We start from the raw sequence: 18,458 nt of genomic DNA on the forward strand, positions 1-18,458 counted from the left end.
TTCTGTCCGCCTATATATTGTATCCATGAGCGACTGGAATCGAATTATGCAAACTGCTGAAGGGTGAAACGATGGAGCATTCCAAAACTTTAGGCGACTTTAATCGTTATAGTGAGCTGCAATATGGATATGAAACCGAGCTGATCAGAATTTTGTATTATGATCTCCCAGAAAATTATTACGAGAAATATGCTTCATATGAATGCCCAAAGCTGTGTACGATTTTGGAGGGGAGAAAAGAAGTCAAAATTAATGAAATGGAGCGTTTTGAATACGATTCTCAGGAGATTATCCTGCTTCCTCCTCAGTCCAGCGTAGAAATGAAGATCAAAGAACAAACCAAGGCACTGGTCTTTGAATTAAGCGATCAGTTGATGGAACGGTTAAGGAACGTGGTAGAGGAGGAATTTCAGGTCCCGGAGAGTTCCCCGACTCATGCGGTGGTTCGCTGCGAGCTGAACGAAAAGGCGAATTCACTTACCGCATCTATGGAGCGGATCAAGCAATATATGGCACATCCCGTCGAAAGAAAAAATTTCCTGATTGATCTGAGCGCTCAGGAAATGGCCTATCATCTGCTACAGATGCAGGTGCTTGAGCAGAATCTGCTTACGAACCATCGGCATCCTGTGTTTCGGGCAATCCGGGATATTCAGGAGCAGTTGCCTGGGATCAGGTATGTGAAGGATCTGGCGGATAACTATAATATGTCACATGCGAATTTCACGAATCAGTTTAAAAAAATAACAGGATTAACCCCGCTCGACTATATTACGAATCAAAAAATGCAGCTCGCCAAGCAATGGCTCCAGCACCGGAACGTGACAGAGGTCGCTTTTGATTTGAATTATGAGAGCGTTTCCTATTTTATCGGTCTTTTTAAGAAAAAGTACGGGGTTACACCCAAGCAATATCAGATGAGTGTGCAGCGCCAAGTTGTGGTTACGTAATGTAAAAAAAAGTCAAGCGGCGATTCCACAGTAACCGGGGAATCGCCGCTTGGCTTTTTTTACAGATATAGAGTTACCAGCTTATTTTTTCGCTGCTGCGTAACGTTTGTTCACTTCATCCCAGTTGATGACATTGTAGAATGCTGCAATGTAATCCGGGCGTTTGTTTTGATATTTCAGGTAGTAAGCATGCTCCCAAACGTCCAGTCCAAGTACCGGAGTCAGACCTTCGGAGATTGGGCTGTCTTGGTTAGGAGTGCTGGTGATTGCCAGTTTGCCGTCTTTGCCGACAACCAGCCAAGCCCAACCACTACCAAAGCGTGTTGTAGCTGCTTTGGTAAAATCTTCTTTGAATTTGTCATAGCCGCCCAACTCGTTGCTGATTGCTTCAGCAATAGCGCCAGTTGGTTGTCCGCCGCCGTTAGGGCCAATAACTTCCCAGAACAGGCTGTGGTTGTGGTGTCCGCCACCGTTATTGCGAACCGCAGGGCGGATGCTTTCAGGAACGCTGTCCAGATTGGAGATCAGATCCTCCAGGCTTTTGCTTTGCAGTTCAGGAGCGCTTTCCAGAGCTGCGTTCAGGTTTGTTACATATGTGTTATGGTGACGATCATGGTGAATTTCTACTGTCAGCGCATCAATGTGCGGCTCCAGTGCGTCTTTCGCGTAAGGAAGTTCTGGTAATTGAAATGCCATTGTAAAATCCCTCCTGATTATATGGTTTGGGTAAGGTATTCCTATGTAATAATACCCTCTACAGTTATATTAAACCGCATTCAGGCTATTTTATCAACATTTTTGTTTGTAAAATAGCAAACTGGGCAATACGACCTGGTAGCTATCATGTCCAAAAACCCGCTTGGAATACATGATGTATAGGTAATAAAAGGAAAATTATGCAGCCCAAAAATGTAAACGCTTCATATATAGCGCTTACATGAGAAAAAGGGATGTATTCCTTCTAAAAGTGTGGTTTAATGTTCAAGGAAGCAGAAATTTCGGCTTTTTTGTCGACTGCTATATCTTGTCATGTCTGCGGATATGACGAATTTGAGGGAATTCACCCTTTTCCTGTTCTTCAATTCATATATAGCAGATCGTTTGCATTTTTATCATAATGCCTTGTGATTAACACTATGCTAACAACTTTAAGGATTTATGTAAAAATGACGGTGCTGTCTCAATTTGTTTTATTAAGCTTACGAAAAGGGAGATATTACTTATGCACGTTCGTTCCTTTCAATTGAGTGATGTGAATCCAGTAATGGGACTCATGCAGGTTGCCTTGTCTGAGGAGTGCTACAAAGAGACGGTGGGTGCTTTTGCCCGTCAGCTTTCGTGGGATTCCGGCTTGATCGTTGTTGCAGAAGAGGATGATGAGCTGGTTGGCGCCCTGATCGGCACGATTGATCAGAATCAGGGTTGTTATTATCGTATTGCTATTCACCCGGATCATCGTCGGATGGGAATTGGCAAATCGCTTGTGGAGTTCATGGAGCAGCGTTTTCAGCAACGTAAGGTTAGTCGCATCTGGGTAGCCGGAGACAAGCACAACAGCGCGGCCATGCCTTTGTATGAAGCGATGGGTTATGGGGCAAACCAGATTTTGCAGGCTTTTCAGCAGCTCAGTATTTTGGCTCCTCATTAATCAGCAATGGATATAAAGAGAATCGAATATTTTCAAAGCTAATACTTCCATTTAAAGCATATCTGAGTAACCGTTGCAATCGGGTACGGGATATGCTTTTCTATTTATAACAGGGTTGAGGAGGTTTAATATGCACACACTGGCTCCTTCGTCAGGCCCGCTTCCTACGCCGGAAACGTCCAAGCATACTGGTCGTTGGAGTTATATACGCGATTGGCTGGTGACTCTTCTGATCGCGATGACCATCTTGCTGCTGCTGAATCTGTTCGTGTTTAATTTGTCTACGGTCAGGGGACATTCCATGCAGCCGACGCTGATGGAAAGTCAGCATTTGTTCGTTAACAAGCTGGTTTACAATTTTCATGATCCAGGCAGGGGGGACATCGTGATCCTACAGGATCCCGACTCCAAGCCGTCCAGCCCGAGATTTTTAGTGAAAAGAGTCATAGGTACTCCCGGGGATGTAATCCGGGTTGAGCATAATCATTTATATGTGAACGGCGAGCTGCAAAATGAGCCTTACACCGACTCAGAGATTGAGGATGGTGATTACGGTCCTTTTACAGTGGAGCCGGGACACTTTTTTGTCATGGGCGATAACCGACACGCCGAGGGCAGCAAGGACAGCCGATATTTTGGCAGCATTAAATCTCAGGATTTGCTGGGGCGTGCGGAGCTTGTATTTTGGCCGATATCCGAGTGGAAGTGGCTGTAGAGAAAGTATAGTCTGTATGCTAAAAATCAATGCGGAACGCGTGCCAATCGTCAGGACCATGACGGGGCAGGCGGTGACCGATCAGGAAAGGAAGAGAAGTATGAAAGAAGTGATGGTATATACCGACGGCGCTTGTTCGGGCAATCCCGGCCCTGGGGGCTGGGGCGTCGTTTTGCTATATGGAGAGCATCGCAAGGAGCTGTCCGGGGCCGAAAAAATGACGACAAACAATCGTATGGAGATAAAGGCCGTGATTGAAGCGCTCAAGCTGCTCAAGGAGCCTTGCCATGTCAAGGTGCACAGTGACTCCGCCTATGTCGTAAACTGCTTCAAACAGGGCTGGATTAAGAATTGGCTTCGTAACGGCTGGCGTAACAGTAAAAATCAGCCCGTTGAAAACAAGGAGTTATGGGAAGAACTGTGGGAACTGATGAGCAAGCATGAGGTAGAGTATGTGAAGGTCAAAGGTCACAGTGACAACGAGCTGAACAATCACTGTGATTTTTTGGCGACCAGCGCTGTTAAAAATTTACGGTAGCATCTGCTGAACTAATCTGTTGAAATTTGAGATATGAGGATTTTGCAAAAAACCTCATATAAGTGATATGAAAGAGAGGTGAGTATCGGATGCAACGCGGACAGACACCAACGGCTGCCGGAACCGCTTTGGCTTGGGCCTCGCTCAAGCAGGAGATTATCGAAGCCGCTCCGGGGCTGGGCATCGACTCCATCGGGTTCGCATCCGCCGATCCCTTTCTGTCTCTGAAAGCAATATTGGAGGAGCATCGTGCCAAAGGCTATGAATCCGGTTTTGAGGAGCCGGACATTGATAAACGGATCTACCCGGAGCTGTACGGTTCGCAGCCTGCATCCTTGATTGCCATTGCGGTGGCTTATCCTTCCAAAATGAAGGACCCGCCGAAGTCGGATAAAGGCAAGTACCGTGGCATCTTGGCGCGTTCCGCCTGGGGTAAGGACTACCACATGGTGCTGCGCGAGGCGATGGAAAAGCTGGAGGCTTTTATAGGTGAACGGGTTCCCGACGCGATTATGAAAAATATGGTGGATACCGGGGAGCTATCAGACCGGGCTGTTGCGGAGCGGGCGGGTATTGGCTTTAGCGGCAAAAACACGATGATGATTTCACCGACACTGGGATCATGGATTTATCTTGGTGAGCTGCTGACGAATATCCCTTTTCAGCCAGATGAGCCGGTGACGGACGGTTGCGGGGAGTGTACCAAATGCCTGGATGCGTGCCCTACGGGTGCGCTTGTCGGGCCGGGGCAGCTCAATGCCCAGCGATGTGTGTCCTTTTTGACGCAAACGAAAGGCTTTCTGGATGAGGAATTTATGCTGAAAATCGGGAACCGGTTGTACGGATGTGATACCTGCCAAATCGTATGTCCCAAAAATCGGGGCCTCAACTGGGATCATCATCCTGAGCTTACACCCGATCCCGAAATTGTGAAGCCATTGCTGCTGCCGTTGCTGGAGTTGAGCAATCGTGAATTCAAAAAGAGATTTGGTCAAAGTGCGGCAGCCTGGCGGGGAAAGAAGCCGATTCAGCGCAATGCAGTTATTGCGCTCGGCAATTTCAAGGATATTAGCGCCGTGCCCAAGCTGACGGAGGTTCTGTTGGATGATCCGCGTCCTGAGCTTCGGGGTACGGCAGCATGGGCTTTGAGCCGAATTGGAGGAAAAAACGCAATGACAGCGATCAAGCAAGCATCTGAGAAGGAACAACATGAGCAAGTACGTGAAATGGTCGCGCAGGCGCATTCCAAACTTGAGGAACGAGAACAGGCTGAGCAGCAACAGGTCTCAGAAGTAACGGTTCAGGGACCGACTACGATTTATTATGATGAAATAGAGACACCCGTAGGTATTTTGACGCTGTGTGCAACGGATCGGGGGCTATGCCGGATTGATTTTGGCGTTTTTCATGCGAAGGAGGCGCTGCTTCAGCAATGGGCACGTACATGGATCGGGGAATATGTCTATGTGCAGGAGCCGGAAAAGCTGCGTGAGGCTGCCGATCAACTGCGTGAGTATTTTGCCGGGAAACGACGGGATTTCACTGTGGCCTATGATTTGAGGGGCACCCCTTTTCAGGAGCAGGTATGGCGTGCGCTTCAAAATATTCCGTATGGGCAAAGCGTGTCCTACAAGGATATCGCGGAGTCAATTGGCAGAGCCAAGGCGGTACGTGCGGTCGGAGGAGCGAACAACAAAAATCCGTTGCCCATTCTGATTCCATGTCACCGGGTATCGGGTGCAAACGGGAGCTTGGTTGGATATGCAGGAGGGCTGCCGATCAAGATGAAGCTACTGGATTTGGAGAAGGAATGAGGACAGGCATTTGCAAATTGTGATTTGCTAGCTGTCCCATGTTTTGCTATGATAGGTTCGTGTATAACAAGAGGTTTCATATAAATATACAGAGGTGACGACTTCGTGGTGTGGAATATTGTCATTCCGATTATTACCCTGATTGTTGGTTTGGTTGGGGGATTTTTCATCGGTGCTTATTATCTTCGCAAACAGCTTGAAAAAATGCAAAACGATCCTGATACGCTGCAAAAAATGGCCAAGCAGATGGGTTATAATCTGAATGGGAAGCAAATGCAGAAGGCCCAGCAGATGATGAAGAACCAGCAGTTCTCCAAAAATCAGCCAGGTCAGCGTAAAAGTCAGGGCCGTCGGAAATAGTGAGCAACATAAGCACGGATGCCGCAAGAGGTTGCACAGAGGAGGATTACTGTGGCTGGCGTAAAAGATTATATTAACCGCAAAGCTGCGGATAACCGGGATAAAATCGAGTACCATGTGGAGCAAATTCTACAACTGATTGGTGAGGACCCTAAGCGTGAAGGGTTGCTGGAAACACCGGCACGCGTAGCGCGCATGTATGAGGAGATATTCGCAGGTTATGAGGTTGATCCCCGGGATGCGCTGGGTGTAACATTCGACGAAAATCACGAGGAGCTTGTGATTGTGAAGGACATCGTCTATTACAGCCAGTGTGAGCACCATATGGCTCCTTTCTTCGGAAAAGTGCATATCGGCTATGTACCCAGTGGCAAAATTGTAGGACTAAGCAAGCTTGCCCGTCTGGTTGAGGCTGTAACGCGCCGATTGCAGGTGCAGGAGCGCATTACGGCACAGATCGCAGATATTTTGAATGAAGCGGTCTCCGCTCACGGGGTTATGGTGGTCGTGGAAGGCGAGCACTTATGTATGTGCGCAAGAGGCGTCAAAAAGCCTGGCAGTAAAACGGTAACATCTGCGGTACGCGGAACGTTTCGTGATGATGCGGCGCAGCGTGCAGAGTTCCTCTCGCTGCTTAAGGATTGACCGAACAGGCGTGACAGTGATGAGATGAATAAAAAGGGGGGGGTACGCATATAGGCGTAGCCACCCTTTTTTGCTAACATGAGAATAGGTGGACGTTAGCTGCTTTGAAGGAGGATACAGTATGGAGAATGTACATATGTCAGCAGCCAAAACAACGGTTTTGCCTGATCTGCAATGGTTTGAAGCGCCACTCGTGACCACTCAGACGGATGTTTTGTCTCCACTGGCGTGGGAGGAACTGGCCTGCCGGCAAGTAGGGCAAGGAGCTGCGCCTGTTTTGCATCTATGGCGGCACCCGGCTGCGCTGGTGATCGGCCACCGGGACCGCAGGCTTCCGTACGCGCCGCAAGCGATGGAGCGTGTGCGGAACGCCGGAACCTCGGTATGCGTGCGTCCCTCGGGCGGAGCGGCCGTCATGCTGGACAGGGGGGTACTGAACCTGTCCCTGATCTTGCCGAATCCGCAGCGAGCGATCAGCCTGCATGAAGATTTTCGGCTTATGGCGGGGCTGATCAGCGATGCGCTGGCCCCGTGGTCCGCCGAGGCGCAGACCGGGGAAATCGCCGGGTCCTTCTGTCCCGGCGATTACGATGTCAGCGTCCGAGGCCGCAAGTTTTGCGGCATTGCGCAGCGGCGGCAGGCCAAGGCCTATATCATCACGGCCTTTGTGATGATTGAGGGCAGTGGCGCGGAGCGCGCACAGGCGGTGCAGCGGTTCTATGCGGAGGCAGCCGGAGCTGCGCCGACGGGTGTGCCGAAGCCGGATTATCCGCAGGTGAATCCGTCAACGATGGGTAGCCTGGCGGAGCTGGCCGGGGTGCCGTCGGTTGAGGCGTATACGGCATCGCTGCGCCGTGTAGTCGAAAGTCGGGCGGCGATTTTGCCTGCCGATGGCTCACTGGTGCAGCCTCAGGGACTGACAGAACAAATGGCAGCACTTAGAGAGCGATACGATTTGCAGGTGTAGTGGGAAGGGGAAGTATGTTCCTGGCTACAGATGAGTCTTGGCTTAGAACGGCTGCCATCTCAGCTTAGAGGCTTGGGCATAGCGTTTTTCCACCTCAGGCCAGTTCACGACATGCCACCAGTCCTCGATGTATTTGTTGCGCTCGTTCTGATGCTTTAAGTAATAGGCATGCTCCCAGACATCAATCGCCAGTAGCGGGATGGACTCCCATTGAGTCAGGTTCTGGTGCTTTTCAGCCTGCAAAATTTCAAGCCGTCCTGCACGTGGACTCCACGTCAGGATGGCCCAGCCGCCACCCTCGACCTTCTCGGCTGCCGAGCTGAATTGCTTCTTGAATGCCTCATAGCTGCCAAAGTCCTTTTTGATCTGCTCTGCCAGTGGGCCGCTTGGTGTTCCGCCGCCCTGAGGACTCATAATCGTCCAGAAAAGGGTGTGTAGATAATGCCCCGCGCCATTAAACGCCAGCTCACGTTCCCAGTGCTTCACAAGGTCAAAATCACCCGTTTTCCGGGCTTCCTCCAGCTTTTTCTCCGCTTTGTTTAAATCATTTACATAGCTTAAATGATGCTTGTCATGGTGGATGCGCATCGTTTTCTCATCAATATATGGCTCAAGCGCATTATAGGGATAAGGAAGCGGTGGTAAACGATGTCCCCCGATGGGAACAGGTCGGCCGGGTGAAGTTTTTTCCATTGCCGCAGGCTCAGCCTGGCTTGACTGCACGCCTTTGTCTTTGTTCGCCCACGGTCCTTCCCACCTCGTGCTGTCTGTCTGGCCTGTCTGCCGCTCTCGCAGCGCATCCTCGGGGTAATCCTCACCCTCTGCCGCCATATGATACAATGCAGTGGCCCGCGCAATGGAGCCGGGCTCCTGAAAGGAATTGGTCGATATCAGGAAATACTGGCTCTCATGTGCTGCATGCAGCACAATTCCGGTGGATTTTGGCTGCTGTCGTAACGCATGGCTGTGCTCGGTCAGCAGACTGAGCTGCCGTACATACTCCTGTGACTGGCGGTTTGCGGTTAGCAGCAATTCGTCCAGACGACGATTCAGCCCTTGTGAGACAGGCTGTGAATCTGATGTCACTCCTGCCGATGCCTCAGTCGATTGTAGCCCTTCTGGCGCCGATTCTGACTCCGAATCTCTCGACTGTCCCGATTGCCCGGCTTGTGCTTGTGCAGCAGCCGATGACCGCTCCCATTGACGATGCCACGCCTGATCTGCCGGATCGAGGGCGCTTCGCTGCTCTTCAAGCAGCTCTATAGCGGTGCGTTCCGTCTGTTCGAATACCGTCCTCCAGTCATCCAGCAGCCGCACGTAGGCAGGCTCCAGGCCCTCTGTAGCGGACTTAATCACTTCCACATGCCAGCTTTCCTGCTGCTTCCAATGCCGGATTTCCTCCAGCACACGCAAGGGCAGGAAAGACCCGTAAGTACTCAGCATCATTTTTACCTCCCGTTTCCCACTATGGCTATCTGGGCTGGTTCCAAGAGCCTGACCCGGATGCATACGTACCCAGTATATTCGCCGTCTCATCGGGAATATGTCTACAAACTCCCCCGATCTGGCGCGGACATGTAATGTGGGGCAATGATACATAGTTGGACGCAAAAAAGAAGCCTCGCTGCGGCTCGGGTTAAGTGTCCACAGACGGGCTTCTCCAGGTTGAAAGGAGTACGGCTTCTAAAATAGAACCCTTACTTCGTAGTCGTTTGTTTACTGGCATTAGCAATCGTTTTCTTATCCTCCAGCTCTTGAACACCGCTTAAAAACGTCGATACCCGCCGCAAATACTCACGTGGGTGCTCTCTAAAAATAAGCTCATGCAGTCCGTTTTTGACAATCCATACACTGGAAAGCGGGTTGGTTTGATTGGCAGCGAGCTTTTCCGCAATCGGGTAAGGGGCTTTTTCATCCTGCGTCCCATGTACGAACATGATCGGGAACGGATAGTTTTCCGCTTTGACCTCTTGATATGGAATCTGATGCAGGCTGGTACCATTCAAGACTGGAAACAGCAGCTCCAGAATTTCCAGAGACGGATGGCGCGGCAGATCGATTTGATTATGAATGTTATGATACAGCGTATCCGGCTCCAGTAGGAAGGTGCTGTCCAAAATCATGGCGTCCACATCCTTGGTTTGCAAGCCCGCCTGAAGAGCGGTTCCAGCACCCATCGAGAAGCCCCATACGATGATCTCCGAGGAGCCGCGTTGCTTCGCAAGCTGGATGGCCCCGAGAAGCTGCTGGGATTCCGCTTTGCCCCCAGTTGCGACGGCTTTGCTATTTTGTGATGCGAATCCGTAATCGAACATGACTACGTTAAAATTCAAACGGTGGGCATAATGCGCCAGATCATACATCGGAATCCAGCTTTCTTCGCGATTGGCCCCGTAACCGTGGCTGAAAATAATCGTTTTCTTCGATTGACCTGCCGGGATATACCAGCCCTGCACCATCCGGCTGCCATCCTTGGCGGGGAAGCTGATTTCCTCGTAGGGCATTCCTTTGGCCTGCATCGGGTTCGAGTAGAGTGGCGCGACGGTTGGATTCGTCAGCACCCATGCGATATAGGCGTGCAGGGTAATAAAGCAAAACAATAGAAAAAATACGACTGACAGCAGCAAGGCAATGACCACATGCTTGATCCGCAATAGCCGGGGGTTGATCAGTGGGGTGGACGGCTCCTGGACAGCATGCTGTAGCTGAGAGCTGCGCTGGGATGTCGAAATCATGTAAGAGCCTCCTTCATATAAAAATGAACTTCGTTTCATAGAATATTAGGTACAATTCCACTTGAAATTGATAGTTTATGCCCGTATCGATACCTATTATCGTATGATGCGTGTTATCCAAAGTCAACGCTTGAACCGGAAAAGTAAAAATGATGCAAAGAATTGTCGATGTTTGTCCTCGTTCTGTAATATGGCTGTCACAAAAACATTGGTTTACAGTAGCCGCGATTATTCTATATAATTTATGTAACCATGTTTCATGGTGTGAAACGAATATGAAACAAAGAGGAGCGGTTCACAATGGAAGACCGTAAATTAACCGTTCGCGCCGTGGAGCGTGCGCTTGATATACTGATGTGTTTTACCGGAGATTCCGATCTAGGCCTGACAGAGATTGCTTCCAAAATTGGTTTACATAAAAGCACGGTTCATCGGCTGCTGGCTACGTTGGAGGATCGGGGCTTTGTTGTTCGGAATGCTGCAACGGAAAAATATCGGCTCGGCATCCGGATATGGGAACTGTCCACCCATCTGTCGCAAAGCGACGAGCCGGCGATCCTGTTACAGCCAGCCATGGAAGGATTGCGTGACCGTCTGGGCGAAACGGTCAGCTTATACCTGCGCGATGGCAGCATGCGTATCCGCATTCAGGCCGTGCAGAGCAATCAGGCGATCCGTCGCGTTGCACCAGTAGGTGCAAGCATGCCGCTGGCTGTAGGAGCCTCCAGCAAGGTGCTGGCGGCCTTTATGCCGCCGCAGGAGCTGGAAGCCCTGCTAACCGGGGATGAATGGCCGCCCTCGGTAGATCCGGAGGTCTATAAGGCTCAATTGCAGGATATCCGCGAGAAGGGCTATGCGACCAGCTATGAGGAACGGGAGCCGGGCGCTGCTGCTGTCGCTGCGCCTATCGTGAATCGGAAGGGGCAGGTCGCTGCGGCCTTGTCTGTATCTGGTCCGGTTAGCCGACTAGCGCCCGAGAAGCTGCATGATTTTGCACCGATTTTAATCGAGGCAGCCAAGGAAATGGGGCTTATGCTTCCATAATCTTTGGAAAAAGGGACCAGGGAAGGGTTGCCAAAGCCGCAAATTTGAAGTAATCTGTTGGTGATGGCGGGTTGTCCTATATAGCCGCCTCATACGAATAGAATTAACAGAGTTACTGGGGGAGCCTGTAATGCCGGGCTGAGATGGAATCGCACTAGATTCCGGACCCTTTGCACCTGATCTGGATCATACCAGCGTAGGGAAGTAATCGGCCATTGAAATGTATACGCAGCCGCTGTCTACGGCAATGCATCGGAGTATGTTTCCGCGTGCGCAGCTGTCTGGATAGCCGTTTCGTTAGATTAGCCGGTTCCCTGGGGAACCGGCTTTTTTGCATAGATCAGCCAGCCTGGGGATGGTTCCGGATCGGTGTGTCATTTCATCGAAACGGGAGGAATGGACAATGAAACCGACAGAAACAGAAGGAACAGTAGGGAACGCAGTGGATGAACAGACTGGAGGGGTAAAGCCCTTTCCAGGGAGCCGCAAGGTGTATATTCAAGGCACGCGGCCGGACATTGCCGTGCCGGAGCGTGAAATCGCGCTGCATCCCACACATACGCCACAGGGCACGGAGCATCATGAGCCGTTACGCGTGTACGATACGAGTGGTCCCATGACCGACGAAGCCTATCAGGTCGATATCCATCAGGGCTTGCCTCCATTACGGCGGGCTTGGGCACTGGAACGGGGCGATGTGGAGGCTTACGAGGGGCGCGCCGTCAAGCCGGAGGATAATGGGCTGAAGCCCGGCTCCAAACGGGAGACGGCGGAATTTCCCGGCGTCACCAACCGTCCGCTCCGTGCGCGGCAAGGGCGTAGTGTAACGCAAATGCATTATGCGCGGCAAGGGATCATTACGCCCGAAATGGAATTTGCAGCCATCCGCGAAGGAGTGGAGCCTGAGTTTGTGCGGCAGGAGTTGGCGGCTGGACGAGCCATCTTGCCTTCAAATATCAATCACCCGGAAAGTGAGCCGATGGTGATTGGACGTCATTTTCACGTGAAGATTAATGCGAACATTGGTAATTCTGCGGTTACGTCCTCCATCGAGGAGGAAGTGGAAAAAATGACCTGGGCTGTACGCTGGGGCTCGGATACGGTCATGGACCTGTCCACAGGCCGTAACATCCATACGACGCGTGAATGGATCATCCGTAACTCTCCTGTGCCGATCGGAACTGTACCGCTGTATCAGGCGCTTGAAAAGGTGAACGGCGAAGCTGAGGCGCTAACGTGGGAGTTGTATCGTGACACGCTGATTGAGCAGGCAGAGCAGGGCGTGGACTATTTCACCATCCATGCGGGCGTGCTGCTGCGGTATATTCCGATGACGGCAAGCAGAATGACGGGAATTGTGTCCCGTGGCGGTTCAATCATGGCGGCTTGGTGCCTTGCGCACCATCAGGAGAACTTTTTGTACACGCATTTTGAAGAAATATGCGAAATTATGAAAGCCTACGATGTAGCCTTTTCCCTTGGGGATGGTTTGCGTCCGGGGAGTATCTATGATGCGAATGATGAGGCACAGTTTGCTGAGCTGGATACGTTGGGCGAGTTAACGCAAATTGCCTGGAAGCATGATGTTCAGGTTATGATTGAAGGGCCGGGACATGTCCCGATGCACAAAATCAAGGAGAACGTGGACCTGCAAATGGAGATTTGCAAGGAAGCTCCCTTTTATACACTGGGACCGCTCACGACGGATATTGCACCTGGCTACGACCATATTACCTCGGCGATCGGGGCGGCAATGATCGGTTGGTTCGGGACGTCCATGCTGTGCTATGTGACGCCGAAGGAGCATTTGGGCCTGCCGAACAAGGATGACGTTCGTGAAGGAGTCATTACGTACAAAATTGCGGCACATGCTGCCGATTTGGCCAAAGGCCATCCACGGGCGCAGCAGCGGGACGATGCTTTGTCCAAGGCACGTTTTGAATTCCGCTGGCGCGACCAGTTCAATCTTTCACTCGACCCTGAGCGGGCCTTGTCCTACCATGATGAGACACTGCCAGCAGAGGGAGCCAAGGAAGCACACTTTTGCTCAATGTGCGGTCCCAAGTTTTGCAGCATGCGTATCACGCAGGACATTCGCGCCTATGCGGCGGATAAGGGGCTGGACACTGAAGAAGCGATAGCCGCCGGGATGCGTGAGAAGGCAGAGCAGTATCGTGATGCCGGGCAGTAAAAAATGCATAAATAACAAAAGCCGTGGTTCTCTACAGATGATGTAGGGGCCACGGCTTTTTAGCTTATGTAAAGCGAGATCATCCAACCGGATAAACGAATGCTTTATTTTTTACCCATTTTCTCATTCAAAATGTCCTGAAAGCTGAGCTTCTTCTCCGAGCTGTCTTCCTTCTTCTGCATACTCACTGCGTTGGCACGTTGGTATTGGTGATGAAAGGGCATCAAGGTGTGTACAGTTAAATTCATTGTATTCATGCGGGCTGTTCCTCCAATTCCATTTTGTCAAATTCAGATTGAGTTGCTTAGGACGTCTGTATAGGACTATTCGTATGTACTTGATGTCGTAATACCGGGTAGACTACTTGGTAATGTTTCAATCATTATAAACGCATTTTTTCAAATTAAAACGCTTTTGACATAAAACAGGAAGATGGTCGTATGTGTCTAAAATGAGGATTAGGTGTATGGTCATCTTGAGGGAAAATGTGCCTAGGTCCAGAACAAGGGCCAGAGGCCCGTTTTCTCAGTTTAGTAGTCGGGATTGTGTTTTTTTGTCGAACATCTTTATATAAGTGAGGATTTTGCAAAATCCTGAAATCAATATGAAGTCAGTCTGGTGGCGAATTAAAGTGTCAAAGTTGTATTGACTTTATGTTTGGTAGTGGATACCATGAACTGGTTGTAAGCGTGTTTTAGCTACTAGAGTCAGCCTATCCATCAGGCGATTCATCCGTTGAAATGTTTGAGAAAGGACCTGGATCTATATGAAAAAAAGAATTGCAGACATCGCATTTATTATTCTGGGTGCGTTTTTTTTCGCGCTGGCTGTTAATCTGTTTGTTATCCCGAATGAGTTTGGCGAGGGGGGCGTTACAGGGGTCACGATCATATTGTACTACCTGTTTCAGTGGTCCCCCTCGATCGTCAATCTGGTGATCAATGGATTGCTGCTGATTGTCGGATATAAATTTTTGGACAAGAGAACGACCCTGTACACCGTCATTGCGGTTGCTTTTAACTCGTTGTTTTTACATTTAACGGCCAACTGGCGGATTGATTCGCATGAGCCGACGATTAATGCCGTATTTGCCGGGGTTTTGGTGGGGATCGGGATTGGTTTGATCGTGCGGGTGGGCGGGACAACAGCGGGAACGGTTATTTTGGCCCGGATTGCCAACAAATATCTGGATTGGAACATCAGCTATGGCTTGCTGTTTTTTGATCTGATTGTTGCATTTTCTTCCTATTTTATTATTGGCCCGGAAAAGCTTATGCTGACCATCGTTATTTTGTATGTCGGGACGAAGGTTATGGATTTCATGATCGAAGGACTGAACCCGAAAAAAGCGGTCATGATTATTTCGGAGCATCAAAACAAAATTGCCGAGATGGTCATTACCCAAATGGATCGGGGAGTAACAGTCCTGTCAGGCCACGGGTACTACACGAAAAATCCGAAAGAAGTGCTGTATATCGTCATCAGCAAGCAAGAGGTGTCAGCGCTTAAAAAGATTGTGAAGGCTATCGACACAGCGGCGTTTATCACGATTCATGATGTGCGGGATGTGTTCGGAGAGGGCTTTTTGGATATTTCGAAGTAACTGGCGGTGCGAAGGCAATTTCATAGGAGACATAGATTGGAAGTCGGTCCTGAGGGATCGGCTTTTTTGTTTTATATAGATAAAAAAATACCCCCGATTCGCAGATAGAGCTGCAATCGGGGGTTCTTCACATATGACGTTAAAAAAAACTTAGTCTGCGATCATTTGACGCAATACGGTTTGCAGAATACCGCCGTTGTGGTAGTAGTCGATATCGACGGTGCTGTCCAGACGGGCAGTTACCGGGAACTCGAACTTCGTGCCATCCTCGCGTTTGGCTACAACGGTAAGCTCTTGACCCGGCTTCACGTCATTGTCGATGCCGAGAATATCAAACGTTTCACGACCGTTCAGACCCAGGCTGGACCAGCCGTTGCCTTCCTGGAATTGCAGTGGAAGCACACCCATACCGACCAGGTTACTGCGGTGAATCCGTTCGAAGCTTTCTGCAATGACGGCTTTGACGCCCAGCAGAAGCGTACCCTTCGCTGCCCAGTCACGTGAGCTGCCTGTGCCGTATTCCTTGCCGGCAATAACGATCAGGTTTTGATCGGCTGCCTGATATTTCATAGATGCATCGTAGATGGACATTTCCTCATCCGTCGGCAAGTATTTGGTCACGCCGCCCTCGGTGCCAGGAGCTACGTTGTTGCGAATACGGATGTTAGCGAACGTACCGCGCATCATGACCTCATGGTTGCCCCGACGAGAGCCGTAGGAGTTGAAGTCCTTGCGCTCTACGCCATGCTCCTTCAAGTACAGTCCTGCCGGGCTGGAAGGAGCAATGTTGCCTGCTGGTGAGATATGGTCCGTAGTGACCGAATCGTTCAGCAGGGCAAGCACACGCGCATTACGGATTTCCTGGATATCCTGTACACCATCTTGAAGTTTTTCAAAGAATGGCGGATTTTGAATATAGGTTGATTTTTCATCCCATTCATACAGTTCGCCTTCAGGAACCGGAATGGAATTCCATTTTTCGTTGGCAGTGAACACATTCTCGTATTTACGACGGAACATATCCGGGCTGAGAGACAGGCTGATCGCTTCCTTGATTTCCTCGGAAGTGGGCCAGATGTCTTTCAGATAGACCGGCTGATTGTCGTGATCGTAACCGAGCGGATCATTCACCAAATCAATGTTCACCGTACCTGCCAGCGCATAAGCGACGACCAGTGGCGGTGAGCCGAGATAGTTGGCTTTGACCTGCGCATGCACGCGGCCCTCAAAGTTCCGGTTACCGGAAATGACAGCGCCAACCGTCAGATCGTTGTCTGTGATGGCCTGACTCACTTCGTCAGGAAGCGGACCGGAGTTACCAATGCAGGTCGCGCAGCCATAGCCAGCCACATGGAAGCCGAGTGCTTCCAGCGGAGCGATCAGCCCGGCTTTTTGCAGGTATTCCGTCACGACAAGGGAGCCCGGCGTCAAGCTGGTTTTAACATAGCCCGGCTTTTTGAGCCCGCGTTCTACTGCCTTTTTGGCGAGCAAGCCTGCGCCCAGCATAACGCTTGGGTTGGAGGTGTTCGTGCAGCTTGTGATCGCCGCAATTACGACTGCGCCAGTACCCAGCTCGCTGGTGGAGCCGTCCGGGTGGGTCAGCGGAATCTTCTGTGCGATCTTTTCATCACTCAGTCCGTAGCCGCCTTTGTCCACAGGGGTACGGATAATGCCTTCAAAGGTTTCCTTCATGCGACTAAGCTCAACACGGTCCTGCGGACGTTTGGGACCCGCAAGACTCGGTACAACCGAAGCCAAGTCCAGTTCAATCGTATCGCTGAACACAGGGTCCGGCGTATCGGATGTGCGGAACATGCCTTGCGCTTTGTAATATTCCTCTACAAGACTCACTTGCTCATCAGAACGTCCGGTGCTGCGCAGGTAGGCCAGCGTTTCCGCATCGACCGGGAAAAAGCCGATCGTTGCGCCGTATTCCGGTGCCATATTGGCAACCGTTGCACGGTCAGCCAGGCTGATGTTAGCCAGGCCGGGTCCGTAAAATTCCACGAATTTGCCGACTACGCCTTTTTTACGCAGCATTTGGGTTACCGTAAGCGCCAGATCGGTGGCGGTAGAGCCTTCTGGCAGACTGCCTGTCAGCTTGAAGCCGATAACATCCGGTGTGACAAAATACAGCGGCTGCCCCAGCATACCCGCCTCTGCCTCAATCCCGCCGACGCCCCAGCCGACGACACCCAGACCGTTAATCATCGTCGTATGGGAATCCGTTCCGACGAGGGAATCCGGGAAGACGACGGTTTCGCCGTCAATAGTTTTGGTGGCGGCCACGGATGCCAGATACTCCAGATTGACCTGATGGACGATCCCCGTGGACGGTGGAACAGCACGGAAGTTGTTGAACGCCGTTTGCGCCCAGCGCAGAAAACGGTACCGTTCCTCGTTACGCTCAAATTCTACATTAATATTATAGTCCAGCGCTTCGCTGGTACCGAAAGCATCAACCATAACCGAGTGGTCGATAACGAGATCGACGGGTACGAGCGGGTTGATTTGTTTCGGGTCGCCGCCCGCTTTTTTCACAGTATCGCGCATGGCTGCCAAATCGACAACCACCGGAACGCCGGTGAAATCCTGAAGCACGATGCGTGCGGGAATGAATGGAATTTCCTTGTTGGTGTCACGATTCTCAGCCCAGCCTGTAAGCTGCTGCACATGCTCTTCTGTAATCGCGCGTCCATCGAATTGGCGCACAGCGGCTTCCAGCAACACTTTAATGGAAAAAGGCAGCTTGGCGATACCGCTTTTTCCTTGTTCCTCCAGTGCCTTGAGACTGTAATAACGGTAAGGCTTGCCATCAACTTCGAGACTGCGGGCAATGGAGAATTGATCTTTTCCTGACATAAGTATTACCTCCTTATAGTAGATGCCTGGGGGAAAATAGGGATGTCGTTTTTTCGACGTCTTGCACAGTTGGCTTAAATTGGTTGCGCTCTCATGAAAGCAGCATAGCTGATCTGAAGAATAACCGATTAACCTATAGATAACAGTTATTTTCATAATAGAGCAGAAGACGATTTCCAATGGTTTCATTAGATGAAACTTAATTTCAAAATAATGTTTCTGAATTAAGTATACCGTTTTCACTCGATTCCGTAAAGTTTTTTTGGCCTAATTTATGCGCCGAAGCCTGGAAAATAAAACGTTTCTCTTTCTCGTGTTCCAGTGCTCATACCAAGCTTTAGAGATTCATACTTATAGATAGAGAGCCATACCAGGCTATAGAGGAA

Annotated in this window: 16 protein-coding genes and 1 riboswitch; of the genes, 11 read left to right on the forward strand and 5 right to left on the reverse strand. The window is 50.4% G+C overall.

Annotation, left to right across the window (positions count from 1 at the left end):
• Window positions 1-71: 71 nt before the first annotated feature.
• Window positions 72-950 (forward strand): helix-turn-helix transcriptional regulator, encoded by an 879-nt coding sequence (locus tag NST83_RS03560; protein ID WP_342416588.1) that lies wholly within the window; start codon window positions 72-74, stop codon window positions 948-950.
• An 81-nt stretch (window positions 951-1,031) separates the two neighbouring features.
• Here NST83_RS03560 and NST83_RS03565 read toward each other — a convergent pair whose 3' ends face one another.
• Entirely contained in the window at window positions 1,032-1,646 is a 615-nt protein-coding gene (locus tag NST83_RS03565; protein WP_342416589.1) for a superoxide dismutase, read from the reverse strand.
• Between the two features lie 526 nt (window positions 1,647-2,172).
• Between NST83_RS03565 and NST83_RS03570 the strand changes: the two genes are divergently transcribed.
• The 7 genes from NST83_RS03570 to NST83_RS03600 all read left to right on the forward strand — a co-directional run bounded on the left by NST83_RS03570 (window position 2,173) and on the right by NST83_RS03600 (window position 7,637).
• Window positions 2,173-2,598, forward strand: a complete 426-nt coding sequence (locus NST83_RS03570) for a GNAT family N-acetyltransferase (protein ID WP_137061542.1) — start codon at window positions 2,173-2,175, stop codon at window positions 2,596-2,598.
• Between the two features lie 130 nt (window positions 2,599-2,728).
• The gene (gene lepB / locus NST83_RS03575) at window positions 2,729-3,313 is read left to right on the forward strand and encodes a signal peptidase I (RefSeq protein ID WP_342416590.1); all 585 of its coding nucleotides are present in this window, start codon (window positions 2,729-2,731) and stop codon (window positions 3,311-3,313) included.
• 100 nt (window positions 3,314-3,413) lie between these two features.
• Window positions 3,414-3,851, forward strand: a complete 438-nt coding sequence (gene rnhA, locus NST83_RS03580; RefSeq protein ID WP_025681918.1) for a ribonuclease HI — start codon at window positions 3,414-3,416, stop codon at window positions 3,849-3,851.
• Window positions 3,852-3,940: 89 nt separating this feature from the next.
• On the forward strand, window positions 3,941-5,665 hold the full coding sequence (queG, locus tag NST83_RS03585) for a tRNA epoxyqueuosine(34) reductase QueG (RefSeq protein WP_342416591.1): 1,725 nt from the start codon (window positions 3,941-3,943) through the stop codon (window positions 5,663-5,665).
• A gap of 105 nt (window positions 5,666-5,770) precedes the next feature.
• Window positions 5,771-6,025 carry a YneF family protein gene (locus NST83_RS03590; protein WP_342416592.1) on the forward strand — a complete coding sequence of 85 codons (255 nt, stop codon included), beginning with the start codon at window positions 5,771-5,773 and terminating at the stop codon, window positions 6,023-6,025.
• Between the two features lie 51 nt (window positions 6,026-6,076).
• Window positions 6,077-6,670 (forward strand): GTP cyclohydrolase I FolE, encoded by a 594-nt coding sequence (folE, locus tag NST83_RS03595; RefSeq protein ID WP_137061546.1) that lies wholly within the window; start codon window positions 6,077-6,079, stop codon window positions 6,668-6,670.
• 121 nt (window positions 6,671-6,791) lie between these two features.
• Window positions 6,792-7,637 (forward strand): lipoate--protein ligase family protein, encoded by an 846-nt coding sequence (locus tag NST83_RS03600; RefSeq protein ID WP_342416593.1) that lies wholly within the window; start codon window positions 6,792-6,794, stop codon window positions 7,635-7,637.
• Window positions 7,638-7,679: 42 nt separating this feature from the next.
• Here the strand turns inward: NST83_RS03600 and NST83_RS03605 are convergent, their stop codons facing one another.
• Window positions 7,680-9,080: a Fe-Mn family superoxide dismutase gene (locus NST83_RS03605; protein WP_342417866.1), complete on the reverse strand. Its 1,401-nt coding sequence runs from the start codon at window positions 9,078-9,080 to the stop codon at window positions 7,680-7,682.
• 254 nt (window positions 9,081-9,334) lie between these two features.
• The gene (locus NST83_RS03610) at window positions 9,335-10,372 is read right to left on the reverse strand and encodes an alpha/beta hydrolase (RefSeq protein WP_137061548.1); all 1,038 of its coding nucleotides are present in this window, start codon (window positions 10,370-10,372) and stop codon (window positions 9,335-9,337) included.
• Between the two features lie 300 nt (window positions 10,373-10,672).
• Here NST83_RS03610 and NST83_RS03615 point away from each other — a divergent pair, with 300 nt between their 5' ends.
• Window positions 10,673-11,416, forward strand: coding sequence for an IclR family transcriptional regulator (locus NST83_RS03615; protein WP_137061549.1), 744 nt, complete (start codon window positions 10,673-10,675; stop codon window positions 11,414-11,416).
• A 107-nt stretch (window positions 11,417-11,523) separates the two neighbouring features.
• Window positions 11,524-11,636: riboswitch (TPP riboswitch) on the forward strand.
• A gap of 183 nt (window positions 11,637-11,819) precedes the next feature.
• Complete coding sequence (thiC, locus tag NST83_RS03620; protein WP_342416594.1) at window positions 11,820-13,607, forward strand: phosphomethylpyrimidine synthase ThiC; 1,788 nt, start codon at window positions 11,820-11,822, stop codon at window positions 13,605-13,607.
• A gap of 104 nt (window positions 13,608-13,711) precedes the next feature.
• On the opposite strand, the gene NST83_RS03625 is transcribed toward thiC, so the two are convergent.
• Window positions 13,712-13,864 carry a hypothetical protein gene (locus NST83_RS03625; RefSeq protein WP_010348453.1) on the reverse strand — a complete coding sequence of 51 codons (153 nt, stop codon included), beginning with the start codon at window positions 13,862-13,864 and terminating at the stop codon, window positions 13,712-13,714.
• Window positions 13,865-14,373: 509 nt separating this feature from the next.
• Between NST83_RS03625 and NST83_RS03630 the strand changes: the two genes are divergently transcribed.
• On the forward strand, window positions 14,374-15,210 hold the full coding sequence (locus tag NST83_RS03630; protein ID WP_044646111.1) for a YitT family protein: 837 nt from the start codon (window positions 14,374-14,376) through the stop codon (window positions 15,208-15,210).
• 150 nt (window positions 15,211-15,360) lie between these two features.
• Here the strand turns inward: NST83_RS03630 and acnA are convergent, their stop codons facing one another.
• On the reverse strand, window positions 15,361-18,072 hold the full coding sequence (gene acnA / locus NST83_RS03635) for an aconitate hydratase AcnA (RefSeq protein ID WP_342416595.1): 2,712 nt from the start codon (window positions 18,070-18,072) through the stop codon (window positions 15,361-15,363).
• Window positions 18,073-18,458: the final 386 nt, after the last annotated feature.

Source organism: Paenibacillus sp. FSL R10-2782, from assembly GCF_038592985.1.
Taxonomy (GTDB): Bacteria; Bacillota; Bacilli; order Paenibacillales; family Paenibacillaceae; genus Paenibacillus; species Paenibacillus terrae_C.

Coding starts and splice junctions, on each gene's coding strand:
- acnA (WP_342416595.1), bottom strand. CDS start 18,072: ATGTCAGGAAAAGATCAATTCTCCATTGCCCGCAGTCTCGAAGTTGAT.
- thiC (WP_342416594.1), top strand. CDS start 11,820: ATGAAACCGACAGAAACAGAAGGAACAGTAGGGAACGCAGTGGATGAA.
- lepB (WP_342416590.1), top strand. CDS start 2,729: ATGCACACACTGGCTCCTTCGTCAGGCCCGCTTCCTACGCCGGAAACG.
- queG (WP_342416591.1), top strand. CDS start 3,941: ATGCAACGCGGACAGACACCAACGGCTGCCGGAACCGCTTTGGCTTGG.
- rnhA (WP_025681918.1), top strand. CDS start 3,414: ATGAAAGAAGTGATGGTATATACCGACGGCGCTTGTTCGGGCAATCCC.
- NST83_RS03615 (WP_137061549.1), top strand. CDS start 10,673: ATGGAAGACCGTAAATTAACCGTTCGCGCCGTGGAGCGTGCGCTTGAT.
- NST83_RS03560 (WP_342416588.1), top strand. CDS start 72: ATGGAGCATTCCAAAACTTTAGGCGACTTTAATCGTTATAGTGAGCTG.
- NST83_RS03610 (WP_137061548.1), bottom strand. CDS start 10,372: ATGATTTCGACATCCCAGCGCAGCTCTCAGCTACAGCATGCTGTCCAG.
- NST83_RS03600 (WP_342416593.1), top strand. CDS start 6,792: ATGGAGAATGTACATATGTCAGCAGCCAAAACAACGGTTTTGCCTGAT.
- NST83_RS03565 (WP_342416589.1), bottom strand. CDS start 1,646: ATGGCATTTCAATTACCAGAACTTCCTTACGCGAAAGACGCACTGGAG.
- NST83_RS03630 (WP_044646111.1), top strand. CDS start 14,374: ATGAAAAAAAGAATTGCAGACATCGCATTTATTATTCTGGGTGCGTTT.
- NST83_RS03605 (WP_342417866.1), bottom strand. CDS start 9,080: ATGCTGAGTACTTACGGGTCTTTCCTGCCCTTGCGTGTGCTGGAGGAA.
- NST83_RS03570 (WP_137061542.1), top strand. CDS start 2,173: ATGCACGTTCGTTCCTTTCAATTGAGTGATGTGAATCCAGTAATGGGA.
- NST83_RS03625 (WP_010348453.1), bottom strand. CDS start 13,864: ATGAATACAATGAATTTAACTGTACACACCTTGATGCCCTTTCATCAC.